The sequence below is a fragment of the Thalassolituus oleivorans MIL-1 genome, from assembly GCF_000355675.1.
GTDB lineage: Bacteria > Pseudomonadota > Gammaproteobacteria > Pseudomonadales > Oceanobacteraceae > Thalassolituus > Thalassolituus oleivorans.
The window spans coordinates 2318231-2338865 of record NC_020888.1 but is presented as its reverse complement, the minus strand read 5'-3'; the positions used below and the strand labels follow the sequence as shown (position 1 = coordinate 2338865).

Sequence of the window (20635 nt, the reverse complement as noted above, 5' to 3'; positions counted from 1 at the left end):
CTCTCAGGTATCATGCGGCCTCAGATATTCTTGCTTTGAGGTTTTTGTGTCGAACACGCCGGTTACGTCCCATCCTATTCGTTTAACCGAATACAGCCACGGTGCGGGTTGCGGTTGTAAGATTTCGCCTAAGGTGCTGGATAGCATTTTGGTGTCAAAGTTGAACATTCCTATGGATGCCAACTTGCTGGTGGGCAATAGCAGCAAGGATGATGCGGCGGCGTACGATATTGGTAACGGTCAGGTAATTTTAAGCACCACCGATTTCTTTATGCCGATTGCGGATGATCCGTTCGATTTTGGCCGTATCGCGGCGACCAACGCCATTAGCGATATCTACGCCATGGGCGGCAAGCCGTTGATGGCGATTGCGATTTTGGGTTGGCCAATCAATGTGTTGCCGCCTGAGGTGGCTCAGCAGGTGGTCGATGGCGGCCGTCAGGCGTGTATGGATGCCGGTATTCAGTTGGCGGGTGGCCATAGCATTGATTCGCCCGAGCCGATTTTTGGTTTGGCGGTAACGGGCATCGTCGAAAAATCGCGTCTTAAACAAAACAATACCGCGTCTGCGGGTTGTGTTTTGTATCTCACTAAGCCGTTGGGTGTGGGTGTATTAACCACGGCGCAGAAGCAGAAGAAGCTAAAGCCAGAGCACGAATTTTTAGCGCGTGATGTGATGTGCCAGTTGAATAAAGCCGGTGCGGATTTCGCGGCTATTGAGGGTGTTGAGGCCATTACCGATGTCACCGGTTTTGGTCTGATGGGGCACTTGTTAGAAATCTGTGAAGGCAGCGGTGTGAACGCGGTGGTGCGCTATGGCGATGTCCCAACTCTTGGCCCAGTAAAAGATTATATAGCGTTGGGCTGTTTGCCCGGCGGTACGACTCGTAACTTTGAGAGTTATGGCCATAAGCTTGCGCCGCTGAGCGATGAACAGCGTGCAGTATTGTGCGATCCACAAACCAGTGGCGGTTTGCTGGTGGCGGTGCGTCCAGAGCAGGCGAGTGCGGTAGAGGCGGTATTAGCGCAACACGAGTTACCTTGTTGTTGTATTGGTGAGCTCGTGGCCACCAACACTAACAATTCAGCACGCATCGAGGTGCTGGCGTGAGTCGCCCTGATACAAACGATTTTAGCGCCATTTTTTTGCGCGATACGCCCATGATGGATACCCGTGCGCCACTGGAATATGCCAAAGGTGCATTTCCGCACACGGTGAGTTTGCCGTTAATGACGGATGCCGAGCGTGCAAAAGTCGGTACGTGTTATAAGCAACAAGGCCAAGACGAAGCGATTAAGCTTGGGCACGAGTTAGTGTCTGGCGCTGTAAAAGAAGCGCGCGTGCAACAGTGGCTGGCCTTTGCGGCCGCGAATCCCGATGGGTATTTGTATTGTTTTCGGGGTGGTTTGCGTAGCCAAATTACCCAGCGCTGGTTGGCCGAGGCCGGTTGCGAATATCCACGTATTACCGGTGGCTATAAAGCCATGCGGCGTTTTTTAATTAATACGTTAGAGCGCGTTGTCGATCAGCGTTCGGCCATTATTTTATCGGGCCGCACGGGTTGTGCAAAAACTGATTTATTAAATACCTTGCCCAATAGTATTGATCTTGAGGGGTTGGCCCATCATCGTGGCAGCACGTTTGGCAAGCGTCCGGCGGGGCAGCCTTCGCAAATTGATTTTGAAAATAATTTAGCGATTCAGTTATTACGCAAAGATCATGATTTAGCGGGTAATGATTCGGCGTCGATTATTTTGGAAGATGAAAGTCTGCTCATTGGCCGCTGTGCCTTACCTGCAGTTTTACGTGCGCGTATGGAAGGTTCGGGTGTGGTTGTGGTGGATGCCGAATTAGAAGATCGCGTAGAGCACAGTTTTAATAATTATATTTTGCATAAGCTCGGCGAGTGGCAAGCGCAAGAGGGTGAAGAGTTAGGCTTTGCTGGTTTTGCTGCGGATCTGCGCGATTCTATGCAGCGTGTGCGCAAGCGTTTAGGAGGTGTTCGTCATGCGGAAATCTCGGCTATTTTAGAGGCGGCAATTGCAGCGCATGAAGCCGGTGATAATAGCCAGCATCGCGATTGGATTCGCCCCATGTTAGAGCTGTATTACGATCCTATGTACGATTATCAATTAAATAAAAAGGCAGAGCGTATTGTATTTCGCGGTTCTGCTAATGAAGTACGTGATTACTTACTTAATAACTCAGGGTCTAGATAAGATTCTATTACGGAAATAAAAAGGAAATTCTACATGTTTAAAAAATGGCTTTCGGCGGCAGTATTATTGGCAGCAAGCACGTTAGTGAATGCAGAGACCTTTACCTTTACTGCTATTCCTGATGAAGATGAGTCGCGTCTTGAAGAACGTTTTGGCAAGGTTGCTGCGTATTTATCCGAGCAGTTGGGCGTAGATGTTAAATACATTCCGGTTAAGTCGTATCCTGCGGCGATTACTGCGTTCCGTAACGATCAGGTACAGCTAGCGTGGTTTGGTGGTTTGTCGGGCGTGCGTGCGCGTCTGTTGGTGCCAGGTTCGGAAGCCATTGCGCAAGGTTACGAAGATCAGTTCTTTAAAACCTATATCATTGCCAATACTAGCGCTGATTTAAATGCGAGTGAGGAATTTCCTAAAGGTATTAAGGGCAAGAGTTTTACCTTTGGTTCTAAAGGGTCGACGTCTGGTCGTTTGATGCCTGAGTTTTATATTCGTGAAGCGTTTAAAGCGTCGCCTGATGATGTGTTCTCGCGCGTGGGTTTTTCTGGCGATCACAGCCGCACCATCGCGGAAGTTCAATCGGGTGCTTATGAAGTGGGTGCCGTGAACTACAGCGTTTGGGATACCGAGTTGGCCGAAGGCAAAGTCGATCCTGCTAAAGTTAAAGTTCTGTGGACTACGCCGACTTATCCGGATTATCAGTGGACGATTCGTGGCGATGTAGATCAGCGCTACGGTGAAGGCTTTAAAGAGAAAGTAACGGCGGCGTTATTGAATATGACCGATGCTGATTTACTGGCTAGTTTTCCGCGTCAGAGCTTTGTACCGGCTAAAAATAGCGATTACGCACCTATTGAAGAAACCGGTGCAGCGATTGGTTTATTAGGCGACGATTAATAACTGATGATATTTCACTTAGATCAGCAAACATTTTCTTATGGTAAACGCTCGGCACACAGTGCTGGGCCTGCTGCTTTAAGTGATATTTCGCTTTCGATTAAAGCGGGCGAGAAGGTCGCTTTAATCGGCCCTTCGGGTGCGGGTAAATCCAGTTTATTGAATTTGCTTTATCACAATTCTCCTTTGCAATCGGCTTGGTGTCCGCAAGATGGCGGGCTGGTCGATTCGTTGTCTGTGTATAACAATATTTTTAGTGGCGGGTTAGAGCGCCATTCTACGCTCTATAATCTTGTGAATTTATTGCGCCCATTTGCTGCACCTAGAAAAGAGATCGAGGTTTTGGCTCGCCAATTAGGCTTGCGCGATAAGTTGTTTACCTCGGTTGATCAATTATCCGGTGGGCAACGGCAGCGAGTGGCATTGGGACGTGCACTGTATCGTCAACAGCCGGTGTTTTTAGGTGATGAGCCGGTGTCGTCGTTAGATCCATTGCAGGCCGACGAGCTGCTGGCCTTGGTGTTAAAGCAACACGAAACCGCGATTGTGAGTTTGCATAATCGCCGTTTAGCCCTAAATCATTTTGATCGTATTATTACTTTGCGGGCAGGGCGCATTGTGTTTGATGGCCCGAGCGCCGGATTAACCATGGCGCATCTCGATGCCATGTACGAGGTGGATGCCAGTGGCGCTGAGTAATTTAGCGTCGGCTTCTTCTTTCATCTCGATGCAACTTCAAGGTACAGGGCGACGATTATTCTGGCTGAGTATCGCCTTTATTGTGTCTGCGCTTGTATGTCTGCCGTTTGCCGATTTGCAATTGCATGCAGTTGATCCTTGGTTAGAGCTTTCTCATATTGCGTGGGGAATGATCACCCCTAGTTTTGCCCATTTAACCATTAACGAATTACTGCAGGCGTTGGGGCATACCGTCGCTTTTGCGTTGTTAGCGGTGGTGATATCGGTGCCTTTGGGCGTGGTGTTCGCCATGTTATTTCGCTTTCGTGTTGTACGCTGGGCGATGGCTTCGATACGGGCGGTACACGAAATATTCTGGGGATTGCTGTTTATGCAAATCTTCGGGTTAAGTGCCACGACTGGTCTACTCGCGATTTTAATCCCGTATACCGGCGTATTCGCCAAAGTATTTGCCGAAATATTTGAACAGCAATCGCAGTTACCCACCCAGTCGATGAGCCCAAAAGCGGGCGCGTTAAGTCGTTATGTGTATGGCTTGATTCCGCAAAGCTATGGAGCAATGGCGGGTTACGTGCGTTATCGCTTTGAGTGCGCGCTGCGTTCGAGCGCGATTTTAGGTTTTATTGGTTTACCGACGTTAGGCTTCTTTCTCGAAAGTTCGTTTAAGCAGGGTGATTACAGCGAGGCGGCCGGTGTTTTTTGGCTGTTTTTATTGTTAATCGCGACGGTACGTTATTGGCTAAAACCACGATTTTGGTGGTTGTATGCCTTGGCCGCAATTTGGTTATTGCCCGAAAGCCCTACGGTTTATGGCTCGACGGTTTGGCAGTTTTTTAGCCAAGATATTTGGCCGAGTGCTTTTTTACGCGGGGATTTAACCGCAAGCTTAAGTTGGTTAGATAAGCAGTTTTGGCAGGTGGCTTGGCCCGCTATCGGGACGACCTTGGTGATAACTCAGCTTGCCTTAGTGCTCACGGGCATTTTAACCGTATTGATGTATCCCTTGGCGACGAAAGTGATTGTGGTAAATGCTATTCGTTTGCCAAGCCGTTTTTTGATTCTGTTTTTACGCTCGATGCCCGAATTGATGTTGGCCTTTATCTTTCTTTTGTTGTTTGGGCCGTCGGCTATTCCTGCGATCATAGCGCTCGCTTTTCATAACGCCGGTTTGATCGTATTTTTATTGTCGAATGCGAGCGAGGCCGACGCGAAAGAGCATGCAACTCAAGCCTTTGCCAAACGCGCACTGGATCGCTATGTCTATCAAGAGTTGCCACGTCGTTACACGGCATTTTTAGCTTTTTTGTTTTATCGCTGGGAAGTGATTCTGCGCGAGAGCGCCATTATGGGGATTTTAGGGATTGCCACATTAGGCTTTTATGTTGATTCGGCGTTTGAAGATATTCGCTTTGATCGAGCCTTTTTCCTAATTCTCATTACCGCTTTGCTGAATATCGTTGTTGATAGTGTGTCTCGCAGTGTGCGCCAACGCGCGGGATTAACGACTGCCAACTTGGCTGTGCGTTAATCCTTTTTTCTATTCGCCGTAGTGTTCCTTTACCCAATCAGGGTGCTTGTACAGTATGCGTATGTCTTTGTAGCGGCGAATATCTCTGAACATGGCTAGCCAGTCGTGTACTTGAAGATCCCATGCGTTATAAGGTTTTGATGGCATACGAGTAACGCCATATTTGATTTCCCCCGCGTCTTTTTCGGCAACAAATGTCCCGAATAATTTATCCCAAATAATAAAAACGCCGCCAAAGTTGGTATCAATTTGTGCTGGATTACTGCCGTGGTGTACGCGGTGATGTGAGGGCGTATTAAATATTTTTTCTAATGGCCCTAGGGTACGCACTTGTTCGGTGTGTAAGAAAAACTGATACACCAAGTTGGCTTCAATTGCTATTAACGTCCAATTTTTATCGAAGCCGACGAGTGCTGCGGGTATCCACCACACAAGCCAGCCACCAGATAGGGCGAAGGTGAAGTTTTGGCGTAAGGCGGTTGAGAAGTTCATATGCTCAGATGAATGGTGCGTAACATGCACATTCCAAAACCAGCGTACTTTGTGCATCAGAACGTGGGCGCAATAAAAACACAGATCGATGAATACGATGATGGCCAACACACTCCAGAGGCTTAATTCCGGATTCCATTGGAAGCCATATTGATAAACCCACTGGTAGAAGGCTTGAATAAACAACGCGACGGCGATGCCATCGACAACCTTGTAAGAAACTCCCGTCATCATGTTGGCGAGTGTTTCGCGCCAGATATAGACACCGGTTTTGCCTTTGTGTCTGGCCCAAGCAAATTCGCCGAGCATGACACCACCAAAGATAACGCCAAAAGCGGCGATGAACATAAGCGCATGAATGACATCTTGCATGCTGACTTCCTAATTTGTTGTTTGATACCGATGATTTTATGATCGTTTCTTAAATAACTATTGATCTTTTACGCCAGTTTTTTGATACTTTAAGCCGATTTTGTGTCTATGTGGATTTGTTATGGCCGTTCAGGCGCTTGCCCATCTTTCGGTTAGTGGTGACCTTGCTGCTCTTTTGTGCGAGTTTTTGCGCCAGCGTGGTGATCTTAATAATCCCTTGTATAGCCGCCTACTTAGATTCGATGCTAACAAGCGTTTAACCTTTACGCAGTGGTGGCAAGCACTTGATGAATTACAGCGGATTTACCCAGATTTACCAGTAAGTGTGTTGGTTGGTGAAAGCGTGAAGGCCTCACACTTAGGCGTTATCGGTTATTTAACTCAAGCATGTCACAACGTGCTGGAGGCATTTCAGCGTTTTGAGCGTTATCAACGTTTGCTGCACGATGGCGATAAAGCACGATTAGTGGTCGATGGTGACACGGTTGGCTTGGTATGGTCGCGAGATTATGAGGCGTCGACGCAGATCTCTGATGAAGTCTTTATCGTCGGTATGATGACCTTTATTCGCAGTATGACGGGGCGGGAGGATCTGAATGCCGTTCGAGCGGACTTTTTTTGGCAGGAGTCATCAAATACGTCCGCACTGGTTGCGGCACTCGCTGGTGATGTCTGTTTCGAGAAAGAAGCCAATGCGTTATGGCTGCCTTTAAGTGCGCTTCAGCTTCCGGTAAAACAATTCGACTTTGCCTTGCGCGGGTTATTAGAGCAGCAAGCTGAGGGTCTGCTTTCGGGGTTAAATCGCGATGAGGATTTTATTCATGCATTTCATACCGAACTTCTACGAGCGTTACAAAATAGTGATCCAAAGGTAGGGCGGGTCGCTAAAGCACTGGCAATGTCGGAACGTACTTTGGTCAGACGATTAGAAGAGCAGGGAACCAATTTTAGAGAGGCATTATTGCAATTACGCTTGCAGCTGGCTTGTCAGTATTTATCCGAGCAAAGGCTGACGTTAACAGAAATTGCGTTATTGCTGGGGTATTCCGAACAGGCGGCTTTTGCACGAACGTTTCGTAAGCTCACCGGCCAAACGCCGCGCACTTATCAACAAGATGCGATACGGCGGCGTAGGCAGTGATTAAAATTTCAGCGGCTACGGCGTTGGTAACAATTGCTCAATCATGAAGTCAGACAGTTCCCGTTTGGGACCGGGTTCAATCGTTGTGATGATTTCACAAGTTAGGCCCACTGCGGTGCAGTGTTCGCCAATAAATGACGCATGTTTTGAGGAGTGGGCAATCAGTACGCGCGCAGCTCGTTTGGCTTCTTCGCGTTCGTCGTCGTCAACAATGGAGTCGAAATCTAAATTAATCGGGCCAGCATCAGTGCCGTATCTATCGGGTGTTTTTTCAGAATAAATAGCCGCATCATCTGCCGTAAATAGAGCAGCTATATCGACCTTTGCATACATCTCGGGCGTTATTTGGTCGCGGCTATCCACGTTAAACCAGTATAAGTCGTCTTCAAACTCAGAAAGCTCAGCCCAATTTGGATCAACGTCTACGATACTGGCCCACTGTGTGGTGTCGTAGGTTGATTGACCAGCAAGATGACCAACGACTTGAATCTTACTGGATTGTCTACGCACTGGATCGGTATTCGTTGGATCAGCGATATCATCAGCAACACCTAGATATAAAGCAGCACCGGCACCGGCAGAGTTGCCCCAAGCGGCAAAGTGCGCAGGATCTATGTTTAATGACGCAGCTCTATGTCGCAGCATTTGCACGGCTAAGGTCATATCTTCGCGAAGGATTTGGTCCAGTGTGTATTCTTTATCGGCGGTAACACGATAATCTATCGTTGCAACGCTAATACCGGCCGCTAGCAGCGTTTCTTTAACATCCGTGTCGTCGACTTGAGTTTTAGTACCTGACTTGAAACCACCGCCGTGAATAAATATCGCCAGCGGGACCGGAGTCGCGGAGTCAACGAGATAAATATCCATGACGTTTTCTTTATATTTACCGTAACGCATATTTTCAATCGTTGGAGCTGTTTCAGCGGCAGCGTCGACTACAAATATCGGTAAAATCCAAGATAAGCACAGTGTGGCAGCTACGCCTTTTATTATATTTTTCATTGTACTGCCCTCGAGATAAAGCAACTGCTTGGCATTATTGCCAAGCGGAAAGGGAACTACCGGTTAATTCGCTAACAAATTTCTTTTCAGTGGCGAAGTACTGTTTTAGTGTTTCTTTACTCGCATCGTCAATTTGCGGAAGCGGCTTTTTACTGGTATTAAATTTACGGAAAAGTTCTGGAATACCACTGCGCTTAACGGTTTCAGTTAAACGGGTGTACCCCGCTTTCGCTAGCATCCGATAGGTTTTCACCAATAAATTTTCTAGTTTAATAAAACGGTAGCTACGAGCTTGGTTACGACGTTCTTCTACACCGGGTGGTACGAAATTAACGTCCTTTAAACCTAAGAATTCGAAGACATCGCGGAAGCCTTTTTCGTAGTTCTCGTTAAAGTCTTCCAGCACGATGACTTTGATTTGTTCTGCAGGGAAGTTATCAAAGAACTGCTTTAGATACTGGGTGTAGCAGCCAAACTCTAGTTTCTTCTCGTCTTTAATGTAGTCAGAGAAAGGAACCGTTGGAGCGATGTCGCCTTTGCGCTGTGCATGAAGGTAATCGGAAAATGTACGGTAAATAGGGTCGCGTACAATGGCAATTATCTTTGCATCGGGGCAGTTTTCTTTAATGCGCTTCGCAGCTTCTGGATGGTACATGTACGTAACTGAAAACTCGCCTTTTAGCAGAGAGTCATCAGTACAGCCTTTAAACTGGCTGGCATACCATTCAGGGCTGTGTTGGTTAAACAAGTCGCTGAAGTAGTTAATCTCTTTTGGATTACCATCGTAAATTTCTGGGTGTTGAATAACATTCTCAAAAAACCACGTAGATCCACATTTTCCAGATCCAACACCAATAAAGTCTACGATAGAGGACTTCGACATCGTTAATTACCCTTGTTTTTCAGCAGGCTGAACAGTTTCTAATGGTTTAATTCGAGCAGGATTTCCCATCGCAATGGAGTTATCAGGGATATCCGTAAGTACGAGGCTGTTGGCTCTAACGATAACGTTATTGCCGATAGTAACATCACCTAAAATTTTGCAACCCGGCTCAAGTGTGACGTTATCACCGATAATGGCTAAGCGCGGTGCTCCGCGAATATTACCCACGGTGACGCCTTCGTATACGGTAAAGTTATCGCCGATTTTTTCGGCCAATACGAAGATACCGCTGAAATTCATCACCACCATGCCTTTGCCGATATTGGCGTAGGCTTGAATGCTAATGCCGGTGAGCATTTGCGTGATGTAGAACAACCCAAAGTACATAACTTTAAGCAGTAAGCCGAGCGGGCGAGGGGATACGTTTCCAGCGAAACGGCCAAAACGATACACCAGCACTGCCCATGTACCGCGTTGAGTAAGTAGCGCTAGCTTGTTGCCTAATGTACTTTTGCCATATAAAAATGTGGCTTTTCGGCTAAGGTCGTTGTTTTTCATAAAATTACTTTATAAGTCTCTGCGAGTCGGTTGCTATTAGTAGTTAGCAATCTTGCCTTCCCGCTTTTCCGCCATCCAGTTGGTTTCACGATTAATGATTCGTGCTGGATTGCCGATTACGGTGCAATTGTCGGGTACGTCAGAGAGCACAACAGAGTTAGCACCTACTACGACGTTATTTCCGATGGTGACATCGCCTAACACTTTGGCACCCGCTCCCAAGAAAACATTGTTACCAAGCTTTGGTGGATTGGGTTTGCCGCGTAAATGACCGGTGGTTACACCTTGAAAAACGATACAATTTTCACCAATTTCTCCGCTACTAATAAAAATTCCAGAGAAGTTATGAATAATGAATCCCGGTTTTATTTTCGCTGTTGAAGGAATATAAATACCGAATCCTAATACAACTAAGATTTTTCCTAGTATGTACGGAAAGAATAATACTATGCGTAATACTTTATTTAGGCTTCTTAGCCATTGTCCGTAACGGAACACAATGACGGCGATGGTTCCTGGTTCCAGAAACACTCGTACGTTCTTCGTAAACCAACTTTTTTCACTTAAAAACCATTGTTGTTTAAAGCGAACGTCGGCCATTATTGTATCAATTAAGCCCATCTCATATTTCCTATTGAGCAATGCAGGTTTCGATGAATTTACCCATTTTTTCAAATGTATCGAACATTTCTGAACCTAATTCATCACTGTCAATTTCGATATCAAATTCTTCTTCCAGCGCGACGATTAAAGAAATGCGGTGGATAGAATCTAAATTGAGAGCTTGATCAGCTGCCACATCCGTATAATCAGCTTGCGTTATGCTTGAGACAGTCGATTTTAAGCGCTCTAGCATGGACATAAATGGATACTCCGATTCAGTTTAATGTTTGTTTTGATACAGTCGGTACGGGAACTTTTCAGTTACCTGAATCACTGGTTCGTTATCAATATGGATTAAGTAAGTACGGCAAATCAATTCACCGCAGTAGTAACTTTTGCTACCTGGAACCACTTCTTTCTTTATTTCACGATAAATGTCGATGACTTGGCGATAGGTTTCTAAGCCTTTGTCGCGTAGTAATTCGCCAATGCCTATGGTGCCGGCGATTAATTGATTACGCACATCTTCTTCGAGGTGATTGATGTTCAGTACCGACGTCGCATAGGCGTATACATCACCAGAACGAGTGCCGGAAATACTCACATCACGAAGTAAAACGTCATCGCCAGTTTTTAAGCCCATCTGCGGAATGTCGTTTTCTAGTGGTGCTACTCGTTGGCCCATTTGTTCAACTTGGATGGGCTCCCAGAAGTAGGCTTCTAGTGTTTTTGTAACAGTTCCATCAGTAACGAGTAGCGTTCTAACGATTGGCGGGAAAGCTGCTATGTCTAACGATTCGTCACGATCGTTAGTAATAATTCCGCTTTCTACATAACCTTTGGTATTAAAATTATCCAACATGGCACATACCTCAATGGTGGCTACGCTTGGTATCTTATAGATACTTACGCAGGACTTTCCCTAATGGGCTCTTCGGTATTTCGCTAATAAAATCGATGATTTTAGGAACTTTATACTCGACTAAATGCTGCGCACAGTGCGCTCGCACATCTTCTGCTGTTAAATTGCCGGAGCTAACGATAGCAACTTTTACCGCTTCTCCGTACAGGGGGTCGGGCTTGCCGAGTGCGACAGCGTCGATAACTCCGGGTAGCTGCTTAACAACTTTTTCAATATCTAATGGATCAACTTTATTTCCAGCTACGTTAATCATCAGTTTTTTACGACCCGAAATACGTAAGTAGCCTTCGGCGTCCATTATGCCTAGGTCACCCGTGTGGTAACCGTCACTTTTAAATGTTTCTGCCGTTAGTTCATCTAAGCCAGTGTAGCCATTTGTCATAGCGGCGGTTTGTATGATGACTTCGCCTTCAGATCCAGCCGGTACTGGTTGGCCGTCATCATCAATTAGCGTGATGATGGTATTCGCTAACGGCTTACCGACAGAATTTCTATTGTCGGCATTTGGATAGGCATTAATGGCTGCGGCACCGGTTTCGGTTGATCCATACAGTTGGCCAAGATACATGCCGAAACGCTCATGAAAAGCAATCGCGATTTCTTCATCGAGAGGTGCGCCAGCGGTATACACCAAGCGCAGACGCTCTAAATTAGGCGCTTCTTTAAATGGGGTTGATGCAATCATTTTGCACATGAAGGGCACCGAAGGAAAAATCGTTACACCTTGCTCAGCGATGGTTTTAACGACTTTTCTTGGATTGAATTCACCACTATGAATAACTAAGGTACCGCCGTTCATCAGTGCGGCAAGAAAACAGTTACCTAAGCCATGTGCGTGAAACATAGGTGCGCAGCACATGATGGTATCGTCGCTGTTCAACGATAGGGTTTCGCGCGCATTAAGAATTTCAGCGATAACGGCACCATGGCTACGGACCACTTGCTTAGGTGTACCCGTAGAGCCAGACGAAAACATAACTAGGGCGCTGGAATCAGCAGGTACATTCGCCGTAGTGGGAGACTGGGCTATCGATACAGGCATGGCATCAATGAGTAAAGTTGCCAGACCAAGATCTTTAATCTTTTGATCTTCTTTTTCCGTTACCAGCACCAATTTCACTTTGGCATTCGCGGTATAGCTAAGAAGCTCTTCTTCAGTGTAAGCCGTGTTTAGTGGTAACAAAGATGCGCCGACCGCCCAAGTAGCGAGTGTACCGATAATAAACTCTGGAGAATTTGGTACAAACAGGGCGATTTGGTCGTGCGCTTGTATACCTACTGCATGAAGGTCGTTGATTAACTGATCTACCGCATTGCCGAGGCTTTGATAGCTGTAGTGTTGATCTTTCCAGACTATGGCTAACTTATCTGTATGGGCCTGACGTTGCTCTTGAAAAAGTGCATATACCATAAACTAGATCATTCTTCTAAACCGCTGAATTGTACGCATCACACTATGAATTTAGGATGATGCGTGAAGGCCTTCATAATATCACTACTGATTTTGTGCTCCAGCTTTTTTTGGTACTGGAGTTGAATGCTTTAACTTTCCATACAATTTAAATAGTTCAATAAATGCTTTCAAAATTACCCAAGGATTTGCACCGGTTTGTTCACCTGCCTGACGCGGGTAGTGGCTAACGCCAACCTGAGCTAATTTAAATTTCATCAAGCCAGCTTGAGCTAAAAGTTCGGTGCTGACCATGGCGCCATTAGACTCTAATGTTACGCTGTCGATAACTTCGCGTTTAAACAGTTTAAACGCACAGTCAATGTCTTTTGCTTTGATGCCAAACAGTAATTTAACTAGGGTTCCCCAGCAAAAAGCATTGAGTTTGCGATGCCATGGGTCGGCACGGTGGGCGCGGAAACCAATAGCAATGTCATTATCTTTGATCAAAGGCAGAAGCAACGAGACTTCTTCTAAATCAAATTGACCATCAGAGTCAGAAAAGAAAATGTAATCGTTTTTGCCACCAAAAAGGCCCGACTTTACTGCGCCGCCATACCCTTTGTTTTGCGGGTGGTGAATTGGATGCACTTCTTTATGTTCTTTCTGTAGGCGGTCAATAATTTCGCCGGTTTTATCTGAACTGCCGTCGTTTACCGGAATTACTTCCACTTCTTCGAAATACTTAGAAAAGACCTCGATGGCCTTCAAAACCGTATTTTCAATGTTGAGTTCTTCGTTGTATGCAGGAAATACAACGGACACGCTGCTGAGTTTTTTCGAGGTGGTTGCAGTAGTGATAGTAGTCATTGTTAAAAACCGTATTTTAGTGGCAGGCAGTAGCATCCAGCCTGTTAGAATTTAAGGGGTTGCATAAATTTCTAAGCGTTATCTAGGTAAATCAGGCAACTAATGGACCTTGACTTGTAAATACCGTCTGCGGTGTCTTCATTTGACGACAACTGCGCCATGACTGAACACCTTCAAGTTCGAAAGCGAAATCCATGATTTCTGCACCGCCTTTAATTAACGCTTCAATCACTTCACGTTTTTTGGTTGATTCACAATAAAACATCATGAAGCCACCACCACCTGCGCCACTCACTTTACCGCCTAACGCTCCGGCTTTAATTGCATCTTCATACAATTGATCGAGTAAAGGATTTGAAATGGTTGCCGCCATTTTCTTCTTTTCTTGCCAGGTGTAATCGAGCAGCTTGCCAAATTCGGTCGGGTTACCGGTAAGCAATGCTTTTTTCATTTCGTGAGCATGAGATTTCAAATTGTGCATTGCATCAAGACAACCCTTGTCATTGTTCTCTACGTTCTTGACCTGTGACTCAATGATGGTCGACGATAGGCGATTTTTCTTGGTGTATGCCAATACAAGGTTGTATTCAAGCTCGCGTAAAACCCAAGGATCAATGCGCAGTGGGTTAACAATCACACCGCTTTCCTTGTTGAATTCCATGAAGTTGAAGCCGCCAAATGCACTCGCATACTGATCTTGTAGGCCGCCCATAATGCCTAATTCATGGCGTTCAATTTGAACGGCACGCTGGGCAATATCGTACTGGCTCATGCTGAGATTTTTTAACTCTTTAAACGCACCAATAAGGGATACCACCATGGCCGATGAAGATCCGAGTCCGGAGCCTGGGGGAGCGTCGTTGTGAGTTACCAACTTAAACCCAACGCTACCATCATAGAAATGCTTAATGGCACCTTTGGCCAGGTCAGATTCGCCGTTGTAGATAATTTCGTTCTTTAAGTTGATGCGAGAGCTGCTACCGAAATCATAGGACTCAATTTCGATATCGGGAGTGTCGTTTAATTGCAGATGGGTGTAGGCGTATCGATTGATCGTAACGTTAAGTACGTTACCACCGTAGATGTCGCTGTAGCTCTGAACGTCAGTTCCACCGCCGGCTAGGCCTAGTCGCAGTGGTGCTCGGCATCTATAAAACTGCATTACGCACCTACCTTACAGAAAATCACAATTTTAATTTCCATCTATTGTCAAGATCGTTACTGGCCTGATTGGCATGTTTTGACTAAAGGGTCGAGTCCTTTTTCCGTACTGTTGAACGGAATTTGAACTGTATGTGTTGCAAGGCGCACAATGACCGATACTATTTGGTGATACTGTTTGTAACACTTAATAATCGGAATTCTAGACGCCTATAATCCTTTAGCATGGTTTTTTAACGAATTTGTCACCTAAGGTAAGAAATACTATTCCTTGTGGCGAACATTGACTGTACAGAAAACCCAAAAAGGTTCAAGATGTTTCGTAAGATTATGTAAAGGAAAGTCGTGACATTGTGGCCCAATAAGCGCATTTTTTGATCTGATTGTTTTTTACATATTTTTATAATTTGTCGCATTTTGTCTTATCTGTTTGATGTTTTTTACTCAGTTTTGTCACCGTTGCACTGGATTTGTGTGTGATGGATGTGTTTTTAGAAAAAAATGGGAGGGTGTTGTGAGTTCTAAGTTGGTTGGTAGATCAAAAAAAATAGTAATGGTGGCGGCGTGTCCTTTTCCTGCCAATCATGGTTCGCCTGCCTCCATTAGAGAGATGTCAGAGGCGTTGGTGTCTTTAGGGCATGATGTTCACATCGTTACTTACCCCATATCCGAAGATATTCCAGTTACGGGACCTACCATTCATCGTGTTCCTCGTGTGCCTTTCTCTAAAAGCAATGCCATTAAAGTTGGGCCTGCTCTAGATAAGTTCTTCTTTAACCCCTTTATGGTGCTGAAGCTCATCTATGTCATTTTCAAATACAAAATAGATGTTATTCATGCACACAACTATGAAGGCGTCTTAATTGGCTGGTTGGCTAAGCTGATTACTCGCAAGCCGTTGCTATACAATGCGGTCAATAGCATGGCTGACGAGTTGCCTACTTATGATTTTTTTAAGAATAAAGATTTGGCTCGTAAGCTGGCGTGGGTGTTGGATAAAACGTTGCCTTTTCGTGGTGATCACGTCACGACGGTATCAGACGACTTGAAACACTTTCTTGTTGATCTAGGTATTGAGAAAGAAAAAATTACAGTATTGCCGGCTGGCGTGTTTCCTGAAATGTTTGATGAGTCAGATCCGCAGTCGATTTACGACAGACATGGCTTGAACGCAGACGGTATGTACATGATGTACACCGGTAGCTTAGATGCTTTTCAGCGTATTGATTATCTGATTGATACTGCCGCTCGTGTTATAAAGATCGAGCCAACGGCGAAGCTTCTAATTGTTTGCAATATCGACAATCCAGATGCGAAAAATAAGTATTTGGACTACGCCGCATCGTTAGGCATAGCTGACAATGTTTTGTTTTTCGATCATGTGCCGTTGGATGAGTTGTCGAGTTATTTGGCCATTGCTAATGTCGCGATCATTCCTCGACCAGAATGCCCTGGGCATCCAGTTAAGGTTTTGAATTACATGTCTGCCCGTAAGGCCATTGCTGGCTTTGTTGGCGGAGCGAAGGGATTAACACATAACAAAGATGCCTTAATCGTTGCGAATCACGATTTGGATGCGTTAGCGGAGCAGGTAGTCGTGCTGCTGCGCGATAAGGAATTAAGGATTCGTCTAGGAAATAGTGCAAGGGACGTAGTCGATCAATTTTACACTTGGGGTCGTTTAGCTCAGGGCTTGGATGTTATTTACGATCATTTACTGGGGCGGGTTGATGAAAGTGAGTTCCGAAGCAATTTGAGTGAGTTTGTTCTTGAAAATTATTCGAATTCCTGACTTTAGGTAACTATTTTGAAGATAATATCCATCGAATTTCTAGCAGAGAGTCTAAAGCCAATCTCATTCCGGTTGGCTTCGTTTGCATTCATCTTATCTGTGTCGGTGCTTTCAGGTTGTGGTGGCGGCTCTGTGTCGGATGTCGCTGATAGTGATGGCGATGGATTGTCCGATGTACTAGAAAAATCCTTAGGTACCAGTGCGGTGTTGTCTGATTCTGATCGTGATGGACTATCCGATTATGATGAAGTGAAAGTGTACGGTACAAATCCTATGAAATCCGATACGGATGATGATGGATTAACGGATAAGCAAGAAGTTATTCAGTTTTTAACGAATCCCTTGCTTGCGGATACCGATAGTGATGGTCTCAGCGATAAAGCTGAGATTTCTTCCGATCCGCGCACAGATCCTTTGGATAGCGACACGGATGATGACGGCATTAATGATGGCGATGAAGTTAATACGTATGGAACTAATCCAACCTCATTGGATACCGATTTAGACACACTCCGTGATTATGTCGAGATATTTAATCTCGGCACTAATCCTCTGTCATCAGACTCCGATACAGATACTTACCCGGATGCGGATGAGGTCAATGCAGATACTGACCCGATGAATTATTATTCGAACCTGACTGAGGATGCAAAATTACGTTTTGCTTTGCCTGTGGATCTTTCAAAATCTGATGGACATGCCTATGCGCCAAGCGTTGTGGTTGATAGCGATGGTAATCCTCATGCCGCTTTTCACGATAACGTCGAAGGAGGAATGGAAATCTTTTATGTCCATTCTGATGATCGTGGTGAAACTTTCTCAACGGCATTAAATGTGTCAAATAGCCCAGGCATCGCCGAATTCGCCAAAATTGCGGTAGATGCTGCCGGTACCGTTTATATCATCTATAAAGATAATGTGGACGGTACTGCTAACGTATTTTTCGTGAAGAAAGATGCTGGCTCAGATAGCTTTGATCCACCATTAAATTTAACTCGTGGTGCCGTCATCACCGCCGCTCCTGATATTGTGGTTGACTCTACTGGGCGGGTCGTCGTTATTTGGTATACGGCTGGCGCAGTCGTTATTTCTGCCGCTACTGATGGTGGTTATCTTGTCGATAGTAACGGCGATTATATTTTAGATGTGGATGGACACATGCAGTCTAGCTTCATTGAATTAGGACGATTTGTTGCTGACGATTCGCCGACGACTACCGCCATTACGGTTAATGATGATGATGATGAAATACATGCGGTGTTTGGCAAAGCAGCTGAATACGGTGTTCAGGTTCATTATGTACGTTCGTTTGATGGCATCTTCTCCGCTGAATCCACTCAAGTGTCATTTGCGGAGGGCGGTACCGCGGGTTCTAAGATTGCGGTCGATGGCAGTTATGTTTACATTTCCTGGACTGCTTATCCGTTAGATCAGAAAGAAGACATAAGTCTGGCACGCTCTAAGGATGGCGGAGCTACGTTTGAGGCGGTTGTGAGCGTGTCTGATAGCGCGTCGGAAAAAGCCTCAACGTCAGTATTCTCTGATCTTGCTGTGATGCGTGATGGTACCTTAGTTGCGATTTGGCAGGACACGTTTGCGGGCAACTATGAAACGGTTGTTAGTCGTTCTTTTGACCATGGTCTAACCTTCGAAGAGCCATACAACTTTAATCCTAGCGAAGAGGGTTCATTGGTATCGTCGATCGCGATTAATGATGATTCTCAGATATTTATCGCTGTGGATGACAACCGCTTTGGGCCTTTTGAAGCAATTATGAGTCGCGGTCAAGTCGGTTTACCTGCTGTAGCTGCCGCCTCTGTCACCGAAGATGTTTTAACTATTGGAGTTAATAGTACCGAATCTACTACGCTGCATGCGTATTCGACCGTTCCTTTGTACTGGACGGTAAAATTGTATAAAAAAGATGAGACCGAAAAAGTGCTTGGGCGCGTTGACCGCAAGGTGCGTGACTTTGTCTCTCAACCATCGGATTTTTCTGTAGACTTCTCTGCCGACTGGGATGGAACTGTTGATGCGGGTTCTATTACCGGAGAATTGGATGGTGCGTATTATTTCCTTATCACCGGTCTTACTGCTGATGGTGTGGAAGCTGCAGAAAAACGCGTCAATTTGACGGTTGTATTGTCGGCGAATGCATCAGTTTTAGAGTTTTCTGAATATCTAAGCTCGCAAAAAGCGTTTGCTCCCGATGGTGATGGTCGCCAAGAAATCATCTGGTTTAGTGGTAATTACAATCGTCAGGTTGATTGGTCTCTCGTGATCAAGGATTCGCTAAATAATGAGATCTATCATGATAGCGGTGAAGGCCGAAGCTTGTTCGTCGAGTGGAATGGAATTAATGACGCAGGCCTATTGATGGGCGAGGGCAACTATACCGCGACGGCGACCGGTGTTGACTCTGAAGGCAATGAAATTACAGAAACATTAGATTTTGGTATTGATTTGACGTCACCAACCTTAGATGGTCTTACTTTCTCGCCAACGACCATTGATGGTGCGGGAGAGGTGATGGATATTGATTTCTCTATTTCAGAAGGTGCTGTGGTTACGCTTTACATCTATCAGGGTGAGAGCCAGTTAGTGTCTGAGTTGCATCGGTTATCCTATCCGAATAATGAAGACGGCAGTCCAATTAACATTCATTTGGAATGGGACGGTATGACAGGCGACGAAGGTGGCAATTACGTTGATCCGGGTACATATACTGTACGTATTTGGTGTCGCGACTTTGCTGCTAACAGGGTTATAGAATATCCCATGGTGCGAGAAATCTGTGTCGGTGCTTGTTCCGAGTAATGGTTTAATAGAGTAGAAGGTTGGTTATGTTCGCATTGCTCCGTAGCGATTTATATCGTAAACGCACTTACTATGTTCGTATCGATAATTTCGTAAATAAGTATCTGAAAATAACCTTTCAGCTCGGTACTATGTACTTGGTGAGTTATCGCCTGGGGCAGTTTGCGTACTCGAAAACTGCGGGTAACTTTGTCACTCGGTTGTTGGCTAAGGGGCTTTATCTTATTAGTGAATTCCTGATGTCATCTGTTACTGGCATTAAAGTGTCGCCAACTACAGACATAGGTCCTGGCTTCGTCATCCACAATTTTTCTTGCATTGCTATTGATGCAAAAAAAATTGGTCAGAATTGTACAGTTAATCAATGTGTTTCTATTGGTGCTGATTATTCTGGCCCTACAGGAAAAAAACCTGTTTTGGGCGACAATGTTTTTGTTGGATCGGGTGCTAAAATACTGGGCAATGTTGTTATTGGCGATAATGTTGTGATTGCAGCTAATGCTCTGGTTTTGAAATCTGTTCCTGATAATTGCACTGTGAGCGGTGTTCCTGCTCGGATTATTTCAAGGCAAAATACCAGTAGTTATCTGAAATTTGACGGCAAGGAATGAACCGCTATAGCGGTTCGATATAGGAGCAGAACGAATGGCGACAACGGTGGGGCACGCATTAGCTGGGGTTGATTGCCTATTAATCTATCGCGCAATTAATCCGAGTAAAAATGTTAAGCTGGGTGTGCTGTCTCTGTTAGGAATGATGTTTTTTGCTAACGCTCCAGATCTCGATATCATCGTCAGTGCTGTTCTATCAAATGATCACCTCAAGTATCACGGCCAACAAAGTCATACGCCATTTTATATGCTTTTCTTTTCTTTGATGGTGGCGCTGCTTTTACTGAAAACTCCGTTGCGCTCATTTACGAATTACTCATTGGGGGAACAGAGTTATAAAACGGTTTTTTCGTTAGTTTTTATTGCTTTGTTGAGCCATTCGGTACTCGATTTATTCACGGGGCCGCTTCGAGGATTGCATAATTCGTTTGGCACTCCCATTTTGGCGCCATTTTGGCCGGATAGGGTATCCTCACCAATAACCTTGTTGATTGGCCCGCATCACGATACGGCTGATCGTTTTTTCGACTGGTATAATGTCTGGGTTGTGCTTAGTGAACTCCTGATTTTTGTGCCAATTACGTTCATGATTTTATTACTTTCTAAAAAGATGCGCTAAATTATGCAAAGAAATATACTATTCTCACTGTTTGTAGCATGCATTATTGGGGTTGTAG

The 20635-nt window shown here is 45.3% G+C and carries 20 protein-coding genes; 10 read left to right on the top strand and 10 right to left on the bottom strand.

Annotated elements, in window-relative coordinates; all coding sequences use genetic code 11:
- Positions 1-76 precede the first annotated feature (76 nt).
- The 5 genes from selD to TOL_RS10700 are packed head-to-tail and all read left to right on the top strand — an operon-like array spanning position 77 to position 5341.
- A complete protein-coding gene (selD, locus tag TOL_RS10720) occupies positions 77-1111 on the top strand; it encodes a selenide, water dikinase SelD (protein ID WP_144055444.1) in 1035 nt (344 codons plus the stop codon).
- The gene (mnmH, locus tag TOL_RS10715) at positions 1108-2220 is read left to right on the top strand and encodes a tRNA 2-selenouridine(34) synthase MnmH (protein WP_041588478.1); all 1113 of its coding nucleotides are present in this window, start codon (positions 1108-1110) and stop codon (positions 2218-2220) included. The genes selD and mnmH overlap by 4 nt, the downstream gene beginning before the upstream one ends.
- A gap of 15 nt (positions 2221-2235) precedes the next feature.
- Positions 2236-3114 (top strand): putative selenate ABC transporter substrate-binding protein, encoded by an 879-nt coding sequence (locus TOL_RS10710; RefSeq protein WP_263866285.1) that lies wholly within the window; start codon positions 2236-2238, stop codon positions 3112-3114.
- Positions 3115-3120: 6 nt separating this feature from the next.
- Positions 3121-3813 (top strand): ATP-binding cassette domain-containing protein, encoded by a 693-nt coding sequence (locus TOL_RS10705; protein WP_015487340.1) that lies wholly within the window; start codon positions 3121-3123, stop codon positions 3811-3813.
- On the top strand, positions 3800-5341 hold the full coding sequence (locus TOL_RS10700; RefSeq protein WP_197537891.1) for a PhnE/PtxC family ABC transporter permease: 1542 nt from the start codon (positions 3800-3802) through the stop codon (positions 5339-5341). The genes TOL_RS10705 and TOL_RS10700 overlap by 14 nt, the downstream gene beginning before the upstream one ends.
- Before the next feature lie 9 nt (positions 5342-5350).
- On the opposite strand, the gene TOL_RS10695 is transcribed toward TOL_RS10700, so the two are convergent.
- Positions 5351-6205 (bottom strand): sterol desaturase family protein, encoded by an 855-nt coding sequence (locus TOL_RS10695; protein ID WP_015487338.1) that lies wholly within the window; start codon positions 6203-6205, stop codon positions 5351-5353.
- 121 nt (positions 6206-6326) lie between these two features.
- Between TOL_RS10695 and TOL_RS10690 the strand changes: the two genes are divergently transcribed.
- Positions 6327-7346: an AraC family transcriptional regulator gene (locus TOL_RS10690; RefSeq protein WP_015487337.1), complete on the top strand. Its 1020-nt coding sequence runs from the start codon at positions 6327-6329 to the stop codon at positions 7344-7346.
- A 15-nt stretch (positions 7347-7361) separates the two neighbouring features.
- Here the strand turns inward: TOL_RS10690 and TOL_RS18380 are convergent, their stop codons facing one another.
- The 9 genes from TOL_RS18380 to TOL_RS10645 all read right to left on the bottom strand — a co-directional run bounded on the left by TOL_RS18380 (position 7362) and on the right by TOL_RS10645 (position 14739).
- Complete coding sequence (locus TOL_RS18380; RefSeq protein WP_015487336.1) at positions 7362-8351, bottom strand: alpha/beta hydrolase; 990 nt, start codon at positions 8349-8351, stop codon at positions 7362-7364.
- Positions 8352-8385: 34 nt separating this feature from the next.
- Positions 8386-9234, bottom strand: a complete 849-nt coding sequence (locus TOL_RS10680) for a sulfotransferase family protein (RefSeq protein WP_015487335.1) — start codon at positions 9232-9234, stop codon at positions 8386-8388.
- Positions 9235-9240: 6 nt separating this feature from the next.
- On the bottom strand, positions 9241-9792 hold the full coding sequence (locus TOL_RS10675; protein ID WP_015487334.1) for a serine acetyltransferase: 552 nt from the start codon (positions 9790-9792) through the stop codon (positions 9241-9243).
- A gap of 36 nt (positions 9793-9828) precedes the next feature.
- Positions 9829-10413 (bottom strand): serine O-acetyltransferase, encoded by a 585-nt coding sequence (locus TOL_RS10670; protein ID WP_015487333.1) that lies wholly within the window; start codon positions 10411-10413, stop codon positions 9829-9831.
- 10 nt (positions 10414-10423) lie between these two features.
- Positions 10424-10654 (bottom strand): acyl carrier protein, encoded by a 231-nt coding sequence (locus tag TOL_RS10665; protein ID WP_015487332.1) that lies wholly within the window; start codon positions 10652-10654, stop codon positions 10424-10426.
- Between the two features lie 21 nt (positions 10655-10675).
- Positions 10676-11257: a chorismate--pyruvate lyase family protein gene (locus TOL_RS10660; protein WP_015487331.1), complete on the bottom strand. Its 582-nt coding sequence runs from the start codon at positions 11255-11257 to the stop codon at positions 10676-10678.
- Positions 11258-11291: 34 nt separating this feature from the next.
- Positions 11292-12728 (bottom strand): class I adenylate-forming enzyme family protein, encoded by a 1437-nt coding sequence (locus tag TOL_RS10655; RefSeq protein WP_015487330.1) that lies wholly within the window; start codon positions 12726-12728, stop codon positions 11292-11294.
- Positions 12729-12812: 84 nt separating this feature from the next.
- Positions 12813-13577, bottom strand: a complete 765-nt coding sequence (locus tag TOL_RS10650) for a glycosyltransferase family 2 protein (RefSeq protein ID WP_015487329.1) — start codon at positions 13575-13577, stop codon at positions 12813-12815.
- 91 nt (positions 13578-13668) lie between these two features.
- A complete protein-coding gene (locus TOL_RS10645; protein ID WP_015487328.1) occupies positions 13669-14739 on the bottom strand; it encodes a GHMP family kinase ATP-binding protein in 1071 nt (356 codons plus the stop codon).
- 513 nt (positions 14740-15252) lie between these two features.
- On the opposite strand from TOL_RS10645, the gene TOL_RS10640 reads away from it, so the two are divergent.
- Genes TOL_RS10640 through TOL_RS10625 form a run of 4 tightly spaced genes read left to right on the top strand, consistent with a single transcriptional unit; the run spans position 15253 to position 20577 of the window.
- Positions 15253-16530 (top strand): glycosyltransferase family 4 protein, encoded by a 1278-nt coding sequence (locus tag TOL_RS10640; protein WP_225666262.1) that lies wholly within the window; start codon positions 15253-15255, stop codon positions 16528-16530.
- Positions 16531-16545: 15 nt separating this feature from the next.
- A complete protein-coding gene (locus TOL_RS18375) occupies positions 16546-19347 on the top strand; it encodes a sialidase family protein (RefSeq protein ID WP_144055362.1) in 2802 nt (933 codons plus the stop codon).
- 26 nt (positions 19348-19373) lie between these two features.
- Entirely contained in the window at positions 19374-19958 is a 585-nt protein-coding gene (locus tag TOL_RS10630; RefSeq protein ID WP_015487325.1) for a serine O-acetyltransferase, read from the top strand.
- Between the two features lie 34 nt (positions 19959-19992).
- Entirely contained in the window at positions 19993-20577 is a 585-nt protein-coding gene (locus TOL_RS10625; protein ID WP_015487324.1) for a metal-dependent hydrolase, read from the top strand.
- Positions 20578-20635: the final 58 nt, after the last annotated feature.